The following is a 15,503-nucleotide window of genomic DNA, read 5'->3' on the forward strand; positions in this document are numbered from 1 at the left end:
AATGTGTCCTGTTTTTGCAGCCCGGCCCAAAGCCGAAGACGCCCGCAGGCAGGCATGCAAGCATCCTACACAGGCGGGCGGAAGTCGTTCCCCGGATCACGGGGAAGAAGGGGCTTTATACGGAGCTTTAGGCGCTGCGCGTCAGAAGCGCGTGCTGCGGGTGACCGACCAGCGGGCCGACAGGGCGCCCAGGGCGGCCGAAGCCACCACCGCGCCGATCAGCACGGACGGGCCCGGAAGGTGCAGGGCGAATTCGGCCCCGTAGCTGCGGGCCAGCCCCACCAGGGCGTCGTTCAGTGGCGACAGCGCGACCGCCGCCACGCCGATGGCCAGAAGCGAGGCCACCGCGCCCGATAGCGCGCCCAGGTAGAGGAAGGGGCGGCGCACGAAGGATTCGGTGGCGCCCACCAGCCGCGCCACGCCGATTTCCTCGCGTTGCGACAGCGCCTGCATGCGCACGGTATTGAAGACCGTCGCCAGCACCACCACCGCCACGCAGGCGGCCAGGAAGGCCAGGCCGATGCGGGCAAAGCGCAGGATCGCCTCCAGGCGCTGCACCCAGGCGCTGTCCAGCTGCACCAGGTCTACGTGGTTCCATTGTTTCCAGGAGGCGGCCAGCTTGTCTGCCCGGCCGGCGAGGTTGTCGCCATCGGCCAGCGTCACCACCACTGCGTCCGGCAGCGGGTTGCCCGGCAGCACGGCCAGCGCCTGCTGCCAGGCCGGGTTGGCGCGCAGATCCGCCAAGGCGTCCTCGCGGCCCACCACGCGCACGGCGCGGACGTCGTCCTTGAATTCGTCCTGGATCCGTTTGGCCACGTCCGCGGCGGCGCCCGAGGGGGCGTCCACGCGCATGAAGACGGTGACTTCGGGGGTGACCGACATCTGGCGCGCCACCGGCTGGACCGAGACGAGGATGGCACTGCCCAACAGTGGCAGGGCCAGCGCCAGGGCCATGACCAGCAGGTTGGCCAGGGAGGAGAACGGTTGCTTGACCAGCCGGCGCAGGGTGACCAGCAGCGCGTAGCGGTGTTGCCGCAGCCAGGCGTTCATGCGGACTCTCCCGGGTAGGCGCGGCCGGACGCGGCGCCCGGCTGCTGCCCGATACCGGATTGTCCCGCGCCGGCCTCAGGCTGCGGCGTTGCGGAACCCTGGGAGTCGGCGAACTTGCCCGGGTCGATGCGCAAGGTGCGGGTGGCGTAGCGCGCCATGAGGTCCTGGTCGTGCGAGGCGATCAGCGTGGTCACGCCGACGCGGTTGAAGTCGCGGAACACATTCATGATGCGCTGCGCGTTGTCGTGGTCGAGGTTGGCGGTGGGTTCGTCGGCGATCAGGATGGCGGGCCGGTTCACGATGGCCCGCGCGATCGCCAGGCGCTGCTGTTCGCCGCCGGACAGTTCGATCGGATTCAGGTCTTCCTTGCCGGACAGCCCCACCTTGTCCAGGGCGGCGCGGGCGCGCGCCGCGGCCGAGTCCCAGGCGTGGCCCGTGACCGCCAGCGGCAGCATGACATTTTCGAACGCGCTGCGATCGAACAGCAGGTGCGTGTCCTGCAGGATCACGCCCACGGCGCGGCGCAGGTACGGCCGGGCGCGGGCGGGCAGCTTGTCCAGCCGCTGGCCGTTGACCTGGATCGACCCCCGGCTGGCGGGCTCCAGTCCGCCGATCAGCTTGAGCAAGGTGGACTTGCCCGCGCCGGACGGCCCGGATACGAAAACGAACTCTCCCGCGCTCACGCGGAAGTTGATGTCGGCCAGGATATTGCGGCCGCGACCATATGATTTGAATACGTGCTGGAATTCGATCATGGCGGCTGTCAGATGAAGCCGCAATAGTAACTCGGGGACACTAAGGTGGCCTAAACCGCCTGGACGATGCGCGGACAAATATTTGCGCGCAAGGCGTCCGGGCGCGTTTGTCCTGGCGCAAACAGTGCCCCCATTTTCGACAGGAAACAGCGTTTCATTTCACCCAGTGTCCCTATATTTCAAGGGAATTCCCGGATGCGCCGCGAGCGGCGCGGACGCTACCATCCGCCCCATACGTCGGCCCAACCCGGCCTGCGTTGCGACTTCGCTTTATCCCACACGGAGAACACGATGAAAGTACTGAAACTCGCTGCGATCGGCGCCGCTTTGTTCGCTGCATCCGCGGCTGCCAATGCGGGCGCAACCTTCGATAACGTCAAGAAAAAAGGGTTTGTCCAGTGCGGGGTTTCGACGGGCATCCCGGGGTTCTCCATCGCTGACAGCAAGGGCGAATACAAGGGCATCGACGTGGACCTGTGCCGCGCCATCGCCTCGACCATGTTCGGCGACGCCACCAAGGTCAAGTTCACCCCGCTGAACACGCAGCAACGCTTCACCGCGCTGCAGTCCGGCGAAGTCGACGTCCTCACCCGCAACACCACCGTCACGCTGACGCGCGACACCACGCTGGGCCTGATCGGCGTGGGCGTGAACTACTACGACAGCCAGGGCGTCATGGTCTCCAAGGACCTGAACGTCAAGAGCGCCAAGGAACTCAACGGCGCCACCATCTGCGTGCAGCCCGGCACCACCACCGAACTGAACCTGGCTGACTGGTTCCGCGGCCAGAAGATCGAATTCAAGCCGGTCGTGATCGACAAGTACGACGAAATCATCCGCGCCTTCTCGGCCGGCCGCTGCGACGCCTTCACCACCGACAAGTCGCAACTGGCTTCCACCCGCACCACGCTCGAGAACCCGGACAAGTACGTGATCCTGCCGGAAGACTTCTCCAAGGAGCCGCTGGGCCCCATGGTCCGCCAGGGCGACGAGCAATGGTTCAACATCGTGCGCTGGTCGCTCAACGCCATGCTCGAAGCCGAGGAATACGGCATCACCAAGGCCAACGTCGCGGAAATGGCCAAGAGCCCCAACCCCAACATCCAGCGCATCCTGGGCGTGACCCCGGGCATGGGCAAGAACCTGGGCGTGGATGACAAGTGGGCCTACAACATCATCAAGAACGTGGGCAACTACGGCGAAAGCTTCGAAAGCACGCTGGGCAAGAGCAGCGCGATGAAGCTGGAGCGCGGCTTGAACGCTTCCTACAAGAATGGTGGCTTGATGTACGGCTGGCCGGTGCGCTAACACACGGCTGCCTGGAAAAACGGAGCCCGGCGCTCCGTTTTTCCTCTCCCGCCCTCGGGCGGGTGGCAGGAGTGGGTGGCGCGGCCCTACCGGCTTCGCCGCCCGGTGTCCGACTTCTGTAGATTTACTCATGAATACTCCCAATAAAAGCGCGCCTGCATCGGCACCTCCCCGGCGTCTGAACTGGAACGATCCCGGGGTGCGCTCCGTGGTCTATCAAGTCCTGGCGCTGGCCGCGGTGGCCTGGGCCGTGTGGTTCCTGGTTTCAAACACCCTGCACAACCTGTCCGTGCGCAACATCGCCACGGGCTTCGGCTTCCTGGACCGCGAGGCCGGCTTCGCGATCGGCGAAACGCCCATCGCCTATACCCCTGCGGACACCTACGGCCGCGCCATCCTGGTGGGCCTGCTCAACACGCTGCGCGTAGCCGTCATCGGCATCGTGCTGGCGACCATCCTCGGTACGCTCATCGGCATCGGCCGCCTGTCCAAGAACTGGCTGGTCGCCAAGATCACCTCGGTCTATGTCGAGATAATGCGCAACGTGCCGCTGCTGCTGCAGCTGTTCTTCTGGTACGCGCTGATCACGGAAAACATGCCCGGTCCGCGCCAGGCGCACAATCCGCTGCCCGGCGTCTTCATCTCCAACCGTGGCTTGAAGGTGCCGGGGCTGGAAGGCAATTCGCTGGACTGGATGCTGGCCGGACTGGGCCTGGCCATCGTGGCGATCATCCTGCTGGGCCACTGGGGCAAGAAGCGCCAGGAGGCCACCGGCCGCGTGTTCCCGCTGGGCCGCGCCGCCATCGGCCTGCTCATCGGCTTTCCCATCATCGGCTGGCTGGTCAGCGGCGCTTCGCTGACCCTGGACATGCCGGAGCTCAAGGGCTTCAACTTCTCGGGCGGCCTGACCTTGTCGCCGGAATTCGCCGCCCTGATGGCGGGCCTGGTGATCTATACCTCGGCCTTCATTGCCGAGGTCGTGCGTTCGGGCATCCAGGCGGTCAACAACGGGCAATGGGAAGCTGCCGGCTCGCTGGGCCTGCGCCGCAAGCAGGTGCTGCGCCTGGTGGTGCTGCCGCAGGCGCTGCGCGTGATCATCCCGCCGATGACCAGCCAGTACCTGAACCTGACCAAGAACAGTTCGCTCGCGGTGGCCATCGGCTACCCCGACATCGTGTCGGTGGTGAACACCACGCTGAACCAGACCGGGCAGGCCATCGAGGGCATCCTCATCATCATGGCCGCGTACCTCACGGTCAGCCTGTCGATCTCGATATTCATGAACTGGTACAACAAGCGCATCGCGCTGGTGGAGCGTTGATATGAGCAGCACTTCGCATATCCCCGCCGAAGGCCTGCCGCCGCCCAGCACCCAGGTGGGCGCCTGGGCCTGGATCAAGTCGCGCCTGTTCTCCTCGCCGCTGAATATCCTCATCACGGTGCTGCTGGCGTGGTTCCTGCTGATGGCAGTGCCGGCGCTGGTGGAATGGGCCTTCATCAAGGCGAACTTCTCCGCGGCCAACGCGCAGGAGTGCCGCGCTTCCGGGGGCGCCTGCTGGGCGTTCATCATCGAGAAGCACCGGCTGATCCTGTTCGGCACCTATCCCTACGACGAGCAATGGCGTCCGCTGATCGCAACCATCATCCTGGTGGCCGTGATCGTCTGCAGCGGCATCCGCCGCTTCTGGAACTGGAAGCTCGCCGTCATCTGGACCGTGGGCCTGACGGCCGTGGCGCTCCTGATGTGGGGCGGCGTGTTCGGCCTGACCTACGTGGAAAACGCACGCTGGGGCGGCCTGCCGCTGACGCTGATCCTGTCCACGTTCGGCATCGCCTTCGCCTTCCCCATCGGCGTGCTGCTGGCCCTGGGCCGGCGCTCCAAGATGCCTGCCATCAAGGCGCTGTGCGTCGTGTACATCGAGCTGATCCGCGGCGTGCCGCTGATCAGCCTGCTGTTCATGTCCTCGGTGATGCTGCCGCTGTTCCTGCCCGAAGGCTTCTCCATCGACAAGCTGCTGCGCGCGCAGATCGCCATCATCATGTTCGCGGCGGCGTACATCGCCGAAACGGTGCGCGGCGGCTTGCAGGCGATTCCCAAGGGCCAGTACGAGGGCGCGGATTCGCTGGGCCTGAACTACTGGCAGCAGATGCGCAAGATCATCCTGCCGCAGGCGCTGAAGATCGTGATCCCGCCGCTGGTCAGCATTTTCATCGCGCTGTTCAAGGACACCTCGCTGGTGGTGATCATCGGCATCTTCGACCTGACGCTGGCGGCCAAGGCGGCCTTGTCCGACGCGGCATGGCGCGGATTCGGGGTGGAGGCGTACCTGTTCATTTCGCTCATCTACTTCGTCTTCTGCTTCTCCATGTCCAAGTACAGCCAGGCGCTGGAAAAACGCCTGGCCACGGGACACGCACGCTAGAACTTTGCAGCGCGTCCGCCCCGGGCGGACGCGCACCGCGATACTTACGGGAGTACAGGCATGTCTGATGCCATCATCAAATTGCAGGACGTGAACAAGTGGTACGGCCAGTTCCACGTGCTGCGCAACATCAACCTGGACGTCGCGCCGGGTGAGCGCATCGTGGTGTGCGGGCCGTCGGGCTCGGGCAAATCCACCATGATCCGCTGCATCAACCGCCTGGAAGAGCACCAGAAGGGCCACATCATCGTGGACGGCACGGAGCTCACCAACGATCTCAAGCACATCGAGACCATCCGCAAGGACGTCGGCATGGTGTTCCAGCACTTCAACCTGTTCCCGCACCTGACCGTGCTGGAAAACCTGACGCTGGGGCCCATGTGGGTGCTGAAGAAGCCGCGCGCGGAAGCCGAGGCCACGGCCATGAAGTACCTGGAGCGCGTGCGCATTCCGGACCAGGCCAAGAAATTCCCTGGCCAGCTCTCGGGCGGCCAGCAGCAGCGTGTGGCGATCGCGCGTTCGCTGTGCATGAGCCCCAAGATCATGCTGTTCGATGAGCCGACCTCGGCGCTGGACCCGGAAATGGTCAAGGAGGTGCTGGACGTGATGGTCAACCTGGCGCAGGAAAGCGGTATGACCATGATCTGCGTGACCCACGAAATGGGCTTCGCGCGCAAGGTCGCCAACCGCGTGATCTTCATGGACCGCGGCGAGATCATCGAGCAGAACAGCCCGGACGAGTTCTTCGACAATCCGCAGAACGACCGGACCAAGCTCTTCTTGAGCCAGATCCTGCACTGATGTTTCAAAACCGCCTTCGGGCGGTTTTTTCTTGGGGCGGCGGGTTGCTGCGACGGGGCAGCGGCGTGAACAGCCGGGGGTTCTGCTGGTATCTCTTTGTTACGCCTTATTCCTCGCTGCGGTATGCTACTGACCGCTATTGATCCGAAGCGAGGAGAACAACATCATGACGCAGACCCCCCGCAGCGCTGTGCGCCGCGCCCTGGTGCGAGGCGCCGTGGCGCTGGCCGCCACCCTGCCTTTCGGCGCCCCGGCGCTGGCCCAGGCCACCGATTTCCCGACCAAGCCGCTGCGCTTCGTCGTGCCTTACCCGCCTGGCGGCCCGCTGGACACCATGGCCCGCATGCTGGCCGAGAAGGTGCGCGGCTCGCTGGGCCAACCGGTCATCGTGGAGAACCGTTCGGGCGCGGGCGGCAACATCGGCGCCGACCTGGTGGCCAAGGCGCCGGCCGACGGCTACACGCTGGTGATGGGCGCGGTCGCGACCCACGCCATCAATCCCTGGCTGTTCGCCAATCTGCCGTATGACCCGGTGAAGGACTTCGCGCCGGTGACCATCGTGGCCTCGGTGCCCAACGTGCTGGTGATGAACGTCGAGTTCGCGCAGAAGAACAAGATCGAGAAGCTGGCCGATCTGATCGACTACGCCAAGAAGAATCCGGGCAAGCTGAACTACGGTTCGGGCGGCAACGGCAGCGCGGGCCATCTGTCGGGCGAGCTGCTGAAGGCGCGCGCGGGGATCAATGTCGAGCACATTCCTTACCAGGGCGCGGCGCCTGCGCAGTTGGCGCTGCTGTCGGGACAGTCGGATTTCATGTTCGACAACCTGGCGGCTTCGGCGCCGCTGATCAAGGACGGCAAGGTCAAGGCATTGGCCGTGACGACTGCCAAGCGTTCTTCGCTGCTGGCGGATGTGCCTACGGTGGAAGAGTCGGGGATCAAGGGCTTTGACCTGGGGACCTGGTTCGGGGTGTTCACGACGGGCGGCACGCCGGCGCCGGTGGTGGCTAAGCTGAACAAGGCTTACTCGGAGGCGATGCAGCAGGCGGATGTGAAGCAGCGCTTGCTGACGATGGGGTCTGAGGCTGCGCCGATGACGCCTGAGGCGTTTGCTGAGTTCGTTAAGGGGGAGAAGGCGAAGTATCAGGAGATTGTGAAGATCTCGGGGGCTAGTTTGAATTGATGTTTGTTTAGCGCCGGGTGGTTCTTTAGACGCCCGTCGCGTCGGCGGCCCGCGGTGTGCGGGGCTGCGATTGCGGTCCGGAGCGTTCGCTCCGGACTTGCCTCGGCGGCCCCCCCTTCGTCATCTTCGTCACCGCCTGCGGCGGTTCCTTCAGATTCCCTCGGGCTTATCGACGCCCCGCACACCGCGGGCCGCCGACGCGACGGACTCCGGCGGTTGAAACTTGACGTCGGCTGGGGCGATTGGGGTTCTTCTGGTTCTTGCCGACATCTGTGTGGGGGGCGTGTCTTGCGGGGCCCGCCCCAGGCCGGCCGCGCGGGCGGCCTTTTGGGGCTTACGCGGTGGCTTGCGTCGTGATGCTGTGTGCGTTGCGCTTTGCGGTGCGGCTTGTGGTCTATGCTGAGAGTCCTTGCTTACTGACCAGAGGGCGTCATGCACCTGCAAGCTGCCATTCCCATTCTGCGTATTTTCTCCGTCGAAAAGGCGCGCGAGTTCTATCTGGATTTTCTCGGGTTCGAATGGGACTGGGAGCATCGCTTCGAGCCGGGCATGCCGCTGTATGCGCAAGTGCATCGCGGTGACCTGACGCTGCACCTGAGCGAACACCACGGTGATGCCACGCCCGGATCCGCGGTGTTCGTGCGGATGCGGGGCGTGGACGAGTTCCAGGCCGAGGTGAATGCCAAGGGCTATGGCTATATGCGGCCCGGCGTGGAAGAGATGCCGTGGGGGCGGGTGATGGCGGTCATCGATCCGTTCGGGAATCGGTTGAGCTTCTGCGAATCATCCGACTAGACGCCCAGGTAGCGCTGCGCGAGTTCGGGCTGCGCGGCGAGCTCCGCGGGGCTGCCTTGCCAGACCACGCGGCCTTTTTCCAGGACGTGGTGGCGGTCGACGAGCGTCGCCATTTCCTTCAGGTTCTTGTCTATCACCAGGATGGTCTGGCCTTCTTCCTTCAGGCGGCGCAGGCAGTTCCAGATTTCGTGGCGGATCAGCGGCGCCAGGCCTTCGGTGGCTTCGTCCAGGATGAGCAGGCGCGGGTTGATGAGGAGGGCGCGGCCGACGGCGAGCATTTGTTGTTCGCCGCCGGACAGCGTGCGGGCGGATTGGGCGCGGCGTTCCTTCAGGCGCGGGAACAGGTCGAAGACGCGGCCGACGTGCCAGCCGGCGCGGGTGTTGCGGGCGGTGGCGATCAGGTTTTCTTCCACCGACAGCGAGCCGAAGACGCGGCGGCCTTCGGGTACCAGGCCGATGCCCAGCTGGGCGATGCGGTGCGGGGCCTGGCCCGCGATGGGTTGGCCGTCGAGCAGGATGCTGCCGCCCTGGGCGGGCAGCATGCCCATGATGGTCTTGACGGTGGTGGTCTTGCCCATGCCGTTGCGGCCGATCAGGGATACGACCTGGCGCGCGGCGATGTCCAGGTCCACGCCGAACAGCACTTTGCTCGCGCCGTAGCCGGCCTGCAGTTCCTTGAGTTGCAGCATCAGTCCTCCTCGCCCAGATAGGCGGCGCGCACGTCGGGATGGTGGCGCACCTCGTCCGGCGTGCCTGTAAAGATGGTCTTGCCGTAGACCAGCACGGTGATCCGGTCGGCCAGGGCGAAGACGGCGTCCATGTCGTGTTCGACCAGCAGGATGGCGTAGCGGCCCTTCAGCTCCTGCAGCAGGGCGGTCATGCGTTGGGATTCCTCGGCGCCCATGCCGGCCATGGGCTCGTCCAACAGCAACAGCGAGGCATCCAGCGACAAGGCCATCGCCAGTTCCAGCTGGCGCTTTTCGCCGTGGGCCAGTTCCGAAACCCGTACGTGGGCGCGGCCGCTCAGGCCGACGCGTTCCAGCGCCTCTCTGGCGGGTTGGCGCAGTTGCGGCAGGCGGCGGGCGTTCTTCCACAGGTTGAAGCCGCCGGGGCTGTGCGCCTGCACCGCCATGGCGACGTTGTCCTCGGCGCTGAAGGCGGGGTAGAGCTGGCTGATCTGGAACGAACGCGCCAGCCCGGCCGCGGGCCGCTTGTGGGCGGGCATGCGGGTGATGTCGCGGCCATCCAGCAGGATGTCGCCCGAGTCCGGCAGGATCTCGCCGCTGATCTGCGACAGCAGCGTGGTCTTGCCCGCGCCGTTGGGGCCGATGAGCGCATGCAGTTCGCCGGGCCGGACCTGCAGGTTGACGCCTTGGGTCGCGCGCACGGCGCCGAAGGATTTCTGCAGGTCGCGGATTTCCAGCTTGGGATGATCAGTCATGGTGCTTGCCTCCCACCAGCCAGCCATAGACGCCGCGCTTGCCGAACAGCACCACCAGCACCAGCACAGGCCCCAGGATCAGCATCCAGTGTTCGGTCCAGGCGGTGGCGACCTGTTCCAGGCCCAGGTACACGGCCACGCCCAGTACGGGGCCAAAGATGGACCCCATGCCGCCCAGGATCACCATGGCCATGAGTTCGCCGGACTTCTGCCAGGACGACATGTCGGGGCTGACGAAGAGCGCGTAGTTGGCCCACAGGGCGCCCGCCAGCCCGGTGCCCGCGGCCGACAGCACGAAGGCGGTGAGCCGGTAGCGCAGCGGTGCCAGGCCCAGTCCGATACTGCGGCGCGGATTCTGCTTGATGCTTTGCAGCGCCATGCCGAAGGGCGAATTGACGATGCGGCGGCAGGCCAGGATCCATGCCGTCATGAGCGCCAGGCAGACGTAATAGAAGGCGGTGGGGTTGTTCATGTCCAGGCCGGGCAGGGTGTTGCGCGTGTCGATGGACAGGCCATCGTCGCCGCCGTAGACCATCAGGCCGACCAGGATGAAGTACAGCATCTGTCCAAAGGCCAGCGTGATCATGATGAACTGCACGCCCGAGGTCCGCAGCGACAGAAAGCCGACCACCAGGCCGGCGAGAGCGGCGGCAGCGATGGCCAGCGGCCACATCACCAGCGCCGCGTTGCTGCCGCTCCAGCCGAACAGTGTGTCGCCCTGGCTCAGGTGAAAGCCCGCGATGCCGATCACATAGCCGCCCAGCCCGAAGAAGGCGGCATGGCCGAAGCTGACCATGGCGCCGTAGCCCAGAATCAGGTCCAGGCTGACGGCGGCGATGGCGTAGATGAGAAAGCGGGTCATCAGGTTGATCAGGAAGCTCTCGCCCGTGGCCGACGCGATGGCCGGCACCAGCACGAACAGCAGCAGTCCAATCGTGTTGACGATGGTTTTTCTGGTCATGGGTATCGTTCCTATCGCTGCGCGGGCACCAGGCCGCGCGGCTTGAACAGCAGCACGATGGCCATCAGGATGTAGATGCTGGCCGAAACCAGGCTGGAACTCGCCGAGTCCGACAGCTCCGGCGGCAGCAGCCGCGACATCCAGAACGGGATGTAGGCGCGCCCCAGCGCATCGGTCATGCCTATCATCAGAGAACCGACCAGCGCGCCGCGCACCGAACCCACGCCACCCACCACGATAACCACGAAGGTGGTGATGAGGATGCGCTCGCCCATGCCGATCTCCACCGCCAGGAGCGGCGCGGCCATCACGCCGGCAAAGCCGCAGAGCAGGGCGCCTAGCGTGAAGATCAGCGTGAACAGGCGCTGGATGTTCACGCCCAGCGCGTCGACCATTTCGCCGTCGTCGGCGCCCGCGCGTACCAGCATGCCGACGCGCGTGCGCGAGATCAGCAGCCACAGCCCCAGCGCCACCAGCACGCCAGCGCCGATAAAAGCCAGCCGCATGAGGGGATAGTTCAGGCCGGGCAGGATCTCCACCGAGCCCGACAGGAAGGGCGGGATGTCCATGAAGGGCGGGCTGCGGCCGAACAGCACCGTCACCATCTCGTTGGTGAACAGCGTCAGGCCCAGCGTGGCCAGCACCTGGTCCAGGTGGTCGCGGCGGTACAGATGGCGGATCACCAGCAACTCCACCACCAGGCCATAGAGCGCCGCGCCCGCCAGCGCCGCCAGCAGCGCGGCCAGGAACGATCCGGTGGCCGCCGCGGCGCTGGCCGCGCAGAACGCGCCGACCATGTAGAACGAACCGTGCGTCAGGTTGATGACGTTCATGATGCCGAACACCAGCGTCAAGCCCGCCGACAGCAGGAACAGCAATGCGCTGTACTGCAGGCCATTCAAGACCTGCTCCAGGAACATCAGCATTGGGGACTCCTCGTGGAGTGGACCCGGCGGACTGCGCGCAATCCGCCGGGCGTCGTGCGGACTTACATCTTGCAGTCGGCGGCGTGCACGTCGGTATGGTCGCGGGCGATGACCTTCAGGTTCTTGTAGACCAGCTTGCCGTCGGGGCCGGCCTCGATGTGCAGCAGGTACCAGTCCTGGATCGGGTGCTGGTTGGGGCCGAACTTGAACTTGCCGCGCACGCTGGGGAAGTCGGCGCGGCGCAGCGCGTTGCGGAAGTCGTCAGCGCGGCCGGTGATGTCGCCGTCCACGGCCTTCAGTGCGGAGCCGATCAGGTTGGCGGTGTCGTAGGCCTGGGCCGCATAGGCGGTGGGCGCGCGGTTGTAGGCCTTGGTGAAGGCTTCGACGAAATGCTTGCTCTGCGGGTTGTCGAGATCCGCGCTCCACAACGAGCTCAGGTAGAAGCCCTTGCCGGCATTGCCGGTCGCGGCCAGCATGCGGTCGTCCATCGAGTAGATGGGCGTGATCATGCGGATCTTGTCGGCCAGGCCGGAGTTGGCGAATTGCTTGGTCAGGTTGATGCCCGCGCCGCCGGGGTGGAACTGGAAGATGGCGTCGGGATTGAGCGAGCGGATGCGCGCCAGTTCCACCGAGAAGTCGGCCTGTTCCAGCTTGGTGTAGATCTCGTCGGCGATCTCGCCCTTGTAGGTGCGCTTGAAGCCGGCCACCGCATCGCGCCCGGCCTGGTAGTTGGGCGCCATGATGACCACGCGCTTGGCGCCCAGCTCGTTGGCGGCAAGGCCCGCGGTGTCGGCGTAGGAGTCGTTCTGGAACGCCACCGAGAAGTAGTTCGGGTTGCAGGCCTTGCCGGCGTAGTTGGAGGGGCCCGCGTTCAGGCTGACATAGAAGCCGCCCGCGTTCAGCACGGTCGGCCCCACGGCCGCCATGACGTTGGAGAAGTTGATGCCCGTGAACAGCCGCACGCCGCCCTGCACCATCTTGTCGGCGATCTGCTTGGCGTTGGCGGGCTTGAGCGCGTCGTCCTCCACGCGCACATTGACCGGCACGCCGCCGAGTTTGCCGCCGCCTTCCTTGACCGCCAGCATGAAGGCGTCGCGCTCGTCTTCGCCGATGTAGCCGGCGGGCGTGGACAGGGTGCCGATGAAGCCGATGTCGACCGGCTTTTGCTGCGCGCCGGCCGCGAACGCGGTCAGCGCAAGCACGAGGGCGGCGCTGCCGCGGATTGCGGTTTTTCTCATGGTTGTCTCCTTGGGTGCCTGCATTTTTTCTATTGAGAGGATTGCCCCGCGAGGCAGTTTTCCACCTTCCAGCCATACAGCCACTGCAACGCGTCGTAGAACTGGGACTGGCTGCGGCCGGTCCACAGCATGTTGCGCACGGTGCGTTCGACGCCCCGCGCGTGATAGAGCCTGCCCATTTCGCGCGTGGACCACACCACCCGCGCGCTGCGCGGGATGCGGACGGATTCGTACAGGCGGAACGCGGCCTCCAGGTCTTGGCCGCATTGCTTCACGGCTTCGCCCAATGTCACCGCGTCCTCCAGCGCCATGCAGGCGCCCTGGGCCATGTATTGCGTCATGGGATGGGCGGCATCGCCCAGAATGGTCACGCGCCCCTGGCCCCAGCGTTCCACGGGCTCGCGGTCGGCGGTGGCCCAGCGCTTCCAGGACGTGGGGCGGTCCAGCATCTGGTGCGGACGCGGGTGGATGCCCTGGAAGTAGGACAGCACTTCTTCCTTGCTGCCCTCGCGCACGCCCCATTCTTCCTGTTCGCGGCTGTGGAAAGTCACCACCAGGTTGTATTGCTGGCCGCCGCGCAAGGGGTAGTGCACCAGATGGCAGTGCGGGCCAGCCCACAGCACGGGGGCGTTGATGCGCAGCTCCTCGGGCATGTTCTCGCGTTCGACCACGGCGCGGTAGACCACGTGGCCGGTCACACGCGCCGGGTCGCCTACCATGCGTTCGCGGATCACGGACTTCACGCCGTCCGCGCCTACTACGGCGTCGGCGCGATAGCGGTTGCCCTGGGTGTCCACGACTTCCACGCCCTTGTCGTCCTGCGACATGGAGGCGATCTGGGTGGAGGTGCGAAAGCTGATCAGCGGATTCTGCTGCACGGCCTCCAGGATGGACAGGTGAATGTCGGCGCGATGGATCACGGCATAGGGGCCGCCGAAGCGCTCGCGGAAGGCCTCGCCGGTATCGATGCGCACCACTTCGCGGGCGTCCACCGCGTCCATCATGATGATGTGGTCGGTAAACACGGCGCGGGCGCGCGCGGTCTGGCCCACGCCCAGGGCGTCCAGCGCCGCGAAGGCGTTGGGACCGAGCTGGATGCCGGCGCCGATTTCGCCGATGTGCGCGGCCTGCTCCAGCAGCTGCACGGCGATGCCTTGCCGGGTCAGCGCCAGCGCCGCGGCCAGGCCGCCGATGCCGCCGCCCACCACGATCACGGATTTATCGGTTTGCGTTGCGTTCATGTATGGCCTCCGCGCCGTTCAGTCCTGGCCGCCCAGGAACACGCCTTGTTTCACCAGCTGCGCCTGCAAGGCGGAAATGGGCACGTCACCGGGGGCGATGCCGGCGCGCAGCGCCATGGCAGCCGCTGTGCCCGCGGCCTCGCCCATGACGAAGCAGCTGCCGCTTACGCGCGCCGCCGACTGGCCTTCGTGCGTCATCGAGGCGCAGCGCCCGGCCACCAGCACATTGCCCGCCACGCCCGGGGCGCGTTTGGGCACCATCATGCGGAATGGCAGCTGGTTATAGCCGCGGGACTCGGGGATCGGCGGCCAGAGCCATTGCACGTCGCCGGCCGTGTGCATTTCCAGCGGCCAGCCATTGACGCCGATGCTGTCCGGAAAGTCGGCGCAGCCCAACACGTCTTCCTTGCTCAGAACGGCCTCGCCCACGATGCGGCGGGTCTCGCGGATGCCCAGCTGCGGCGCGATGTCCAGCACATAGGCGTTCTCGAAGCCCGGCACCTTGGCGCGCAGGAAGGCGAGGTATTGCACGATCTGGCGGCGGCCTTCGAGTTCGCCGGCCGACAGGGAATCGGCGTCGGTGCCGTCGGCCGCGCTGCCGTCGGCGTTGGCCAGCTGGGTCACGTTGACCCGCCACTCGTAGTCGTGTTTTTGCGGGCGCACGATGGCGCCGCGGCGCGGGAAGGTGAATTCGCCGCTGGCCGCGGCCTGGTCCATCAGCTGGGGGATGGTCTTCCAGGCTTCCTGCGCGCGGGCGCCGTCGACATTGCCGACCTTGAACATCAGCGTGGGATAGAGCATGCCGCCGTGCTCGTCGCCTTTCTCGAAGGGCAGGCCGCCCCATTGGGCGATATCGGCGTCGCCCGAGCAATCGATATAGACCTTGGCGCGCACGGCGCAGCGGCCGGACTTGGTTTCCAGGAAGAGCGCATCCACGTTGCCGTCGGCGCCGCGCGCCAGGCCGGTGGCCAGCGCATGGAACAGCACCTGTGCGCCGCTGGCCTGGACCAGCCCGTCGGCGGCGCACTTGAAGGCCGAGATGTCATAAGCCTGGGCGTGGATCTTGCCCAGGATCAGGTGAGGCTCGTTGAGCCCGTCCATGGCGCGCATGCGGTCCAGCAGGTCGTCCGTCATGCCGTGGACCACCTGGCGGATGTCGCCCCGGATGTTCGCGTGCAGGCCGCAGAAGTTGGATACGCCGGCCGCCGTGCCCATCCCTCCCAGGAATCCGTAGCGTTCCACCAGCAGCACGCTGGCGCCGTTGCGCGCGGCGCTGGCGGCGGCCAACAGGCCGGCGGGGCCGCCGCCCAGCACGACGACCTCATATTCGCCGTAGAGCGGAACCTGGCGGGCGGGTTCGGTGATGAGCATCCCGTGTTCT

The 15,503-nt window shown here is 66.0% G+C and carries 15 protein-coding genes; 6 read left to right on the top strand and 9 right to left on the bottom strand.

Translation table 11 applies throughout. The features are described 5' to 3' along the window. Nucleotides 1-141 precede the first annotated feature (141 nt). Nucleotides 142-1,050 (bottom strand): cell division protein FtsX, encoded by a 909-nt coding sequence (locus HV793_RS10345; protein WP_175163493.1) that lies wholly within the window; start codon nt 1,048-1,050, stop codon nt 142-144. Further along, on the bottom strand, nt 1,047-1,805 hold the full coding sequence (locus HV793_RS10350; protein ID WP_054458951.1) for a cell division ATP-binding protein FtsE: 759 nt from the start codon (nt 1,803-1,805) through the stop codon (nt 1,047-1,049). Before HV793_RS10350 ends, HV793_RS10345 begins: the two co-directional genes overlap by 4 nt. A 291-nt stretch (nt 1,806-2,096) precedes the next feature. Here HV793_RS10350 and HV793_RS10355 point away from each other — a divergent pair, with 291 nt between their 5' ends. The 6 genes from HV793_RS10355 to HV793_RS10380 all read left to right on the top strand — a co-directional run bounded on the left by HV793_RS10355 (nt 2,097) and on the right by HV793_RS10380 (nt 8,315). After that, the gene (locus HV793_RS10355) at nt 2,097-3,113 is read left to right on the top strand and encodes an amino acid ABC transporter substrate-binding protein (RefSeq protein WP_054458953.1); all 1,017 of its coding nucleotides are present in this window, start codon (nt 2,097-2,099) and stop codon (nt 3,111-3,113) included. Between the two features lie 130 nt (nt 3,114-3,243). Next, on the top strand, nt 3,244-4,434 hold the full coding sequence (locus HV793_RS10360; RefSeq protein WP_054458955.1) for an amino acid ABC transporter permease: 1,191 nt from the start codon (nt 3,244-3,246) through the stop codon (nt 4,432-4,434). Between the two features lies 1 nt (nt 4,435). Beyond that, a complete protein-coding gene (locus HV793_RS10365) occupies nt 4,436-5,536 on the top strand; it encodes an amino acid ABC transporter permease (RefSeq protein WP_054458957.1) in 1,101 nt (366 codons plus the stop codon). A 60-nt stretch (nt 5,537-5,596) separates the two neighbouring features. Next, nucleotides 5,597-6,337: an amino acid ABC transporter ATP-binding protein gene (locus tag HV793_RS10370; protein ID WP_042795434.1), complete on the top strand. Its 741-nt coding sequence runs from the start codon at nt 5,597-5,599 to the stop codon at nt 6,335-6,337. Between the two features lie 166 nt (nt 6,338-6,503). After that, entirely contained in the window at nt 6,504-7,520 is a 1,017-nt protein-coding gene (locus HV793_RS10375; protein ID WP_175213091.1) for a Bug family tripartite tricarboxylate transporter substrate binding protein, read from the top strand. Between the two features lie 432 nt (nt 7,521-7,952). Continuing rightward, a complete protein-coding gene (locus tag HV793_RS10380) occupies nt 7,953-8,315 on the top strand; it encodes a glyoxalase superfamily protein (protein WP_054458962.1) in 363 nt (120 codons plus the stop codon). Here the strand turns inward: HV793_RS10380 and HV793_RS10385 are convergent. The 7 genes from HV793_RS10385 to HV793_RS10415 all read right to left on the bottom strand — a co-directional run bounded on the left by HV793_RS10385 (nt 8,312) and on the right by HV793_RS10415 (nt 15,493). After that, nucleotides 8,312-9,004, bottom strand: a complete 693-nt coding sequence (locus HV793_RS10385) for an ABC transporter ATP-binding protein (protein ID WP_175213092.1) — start codon at nt 9,002-9,004, stop codon at nt 8,312-8,314. The genes HV793_RS10380 and HV793_RS10385 overlap by 4 nt on opposite strands. Further along, nucleotides 9,004-9,756 (bottom strand): ABC transporter ATP-binding protein, encoded by a 753-nt coding sequence (locus HV793_RS10390; RefSeq protein WP_054458966.1) that lies wholly within the window; start codon nt 9,754-9,756, stop codon nt 9,004-9,006. Before HV793_RS10390 ends, HV793_RS10385 begins: the two co-directional genes overlap by 1 nt. Continuing rightward, nucleotides 9,749-10,717 carry a branched-chain amino acid ABC transporter permease gene (locus tag HV793_RS10395; RefSeq protein WP_054458968.1) on the bottom strand — a complete coding sequence of 323 codons (969 nt, stop codon included), beginning with the start codon at nt 10,715-10,717 and terminating at the stop codon, nt 9,749-9,751. Before HV793_RS10395 ends, HV793_RS10390 begins: the two co-directional genes overlap by 8 nt. A gap of 11 nt (nt 10,718-10,728) precedes the next feature. Further along, a complete protein-coding gene (locus HV793_RS10400) occupies nt 10,729-11,643 on the bottom strand; it encodes a branched-chain amino acid ABC transporter permease (protein WP_082401347.1) in 915 nt (304 codons plus the stop codon). Between the two features lie 62 nt (nt 11,644-11,705). Beyond that, a complete protein-coding gene (locus tag HV793_RS10405; protein ID WP_054458970.1) occupies nt 11,706-12,881 on the bottom strand; it encodes an ABC transporter substrate-binding protein in 1,176 nt (391 codons plus the stop codon). Nucleotides 12,882-12,910: 29 nt separating this feature from the next. Beyond that, the gene (locus tag HV793_RS10410; RefSeq protein WP_054458972.1) at nt 12,911-14,122 is read right to left on the bottom strand and encodes a 3-hydroxybenzoate 6-monooxygenase; all 1,212 of its coding nucleotides are present in this window, start codon (nt 14,120-14,122) and stop codon (nt 12,911-12,913) included. 18 nt (nt 14,123-14,140) lie between these two features. Continuing rightward, the gene (locus HV793_RS10415) at nt 14,141-15,493 is read right to left on the bottom strand and encodes an FAD-dependent oxidoreductase (protein ID WP_054458974.1); all 1,353 of its coding nucleotides are present in this window, start codon (nt 15,491-15,493) and stop codon (nt 14,141-14,143) included. Between the last annotated feature and the right edge of the window lie 10 nt (nt 15,494-15,503).

Source organism: Achromobacter aegrifaciens (genome assembly GCF_902859965.1).
GTDB classification, from domain to species: Bacteria; Pseudomonadota; Gammaproteobacteria; order Burkholderiales; family Burkholderiaceae_B; genus Achromobacter; species Achromobacter aegrifaciens.

Bases quoted from the DNA above. Each gene is read 5' to 3' on its own strand.
- HV793_RS10355 (WP_054458953.1), top strand. From the start codon at position 2,097: ATGAAAGTACTGAAACTCGCTGCGATCGGCGCCGCTTTGTTCGCTGCA.
- HV793_RS10385 (WP_175213092.1), bottom strand. From the start codon at position 9,004: ATGCTGCAACTCAAGGAACTGCAGGCCGGCTACGGCGCGAGCAAAGTG.
- HV793_RS10380 (WP_054458962.1), top strand. From the start codon at position 7,953: ATGCACCTGCAAGCTGCCATTCCCATTCTGCGTATTTTCTCCGTCGAA.
- HV793_RS10365 (WP_054458957.1), top strand. From the start codon at position 4,436: ATGAGCAGCACTTCGCATATCCCCGCCGAAGGCCTGCCGCCGCCCAGC.
- HV793_RS10375 (WP_175213091.1), top strand. From the start codon at position 6,504: ATGACGCAGACCCCCCGCAGCGCTGTGCGCCGCGCCCTGGTGCGAGGC.
- HV793_RS10410 (WP_054458972.1), bottom strand. From the start codon at position 14,122: ATGAACGCAACGCAAACCGATAAATCCGTGATCGTGGTGGGCGGCGGC.
- HV793_RS10345 (WP_175163493.1), bottom strand. From the start codon at position 1,050: ATGAACGCCTGGCTGCGGCAACACCGCTACGCGCTGCTGGTCACCCTG.
- HV793_RS10370 (WP_042795434.1), top strand. From the start codon at position 5,597: ATGTCTGATGCCATCATCAAATTGCAGGACGTGAACAAGTGGTACGGC.
- HV793_RS10360 (WP_054458955.1), top strand. From the start codon at position 3,244: ATGAATACTCCCAATAAAAGCGCGCCTGCATCGGCACCTCCCCGGCGT.
- HV793_RS10395 (WP_054458968.1), bottom strand. From the start codon at position 10,717: ATGACCAGAAAAACCATCGTCAACACGATTGGACTGCTGCTGTTCGTG.
- HV793_RS10390 (WP_054458966.1), bottom strand. From the start codon at position 9,756: ATGACTGATCATCCCAAGCTGGAAATCCGCGACCTGCAGAAATCCTTC.
- HV793_RS10405 (WP_054458970.1), bottom strand. From the start codon at position 12,881: ATGAGAAAAACCGCAATCCGCGGCAGCGCCGCCCTCGTGCTTGCGCTG.
- HV793_RS10400 (WP_082401347.1), bottom strand. From the start codon at position 11,643: ATGCTGATGTTCCTGGAGCAGGTCTTGAATGGCCTGCAGTACAGCGCA.
- HV793_RS10350 (WP_054458951.1), bottom strand. From the start codon at position 1,805: ATGATCGAATTCCAGCACGTATTCAAATCATATGGTCGCGGCCGCAAT.
- HV793_RS10415 (WP_054458974.1), bottom strand. From the start codon at position 15,493: ATGCTCATCACCGAACCCGCCCGCCAGGTTCCGCTCTACGGCGAATAT.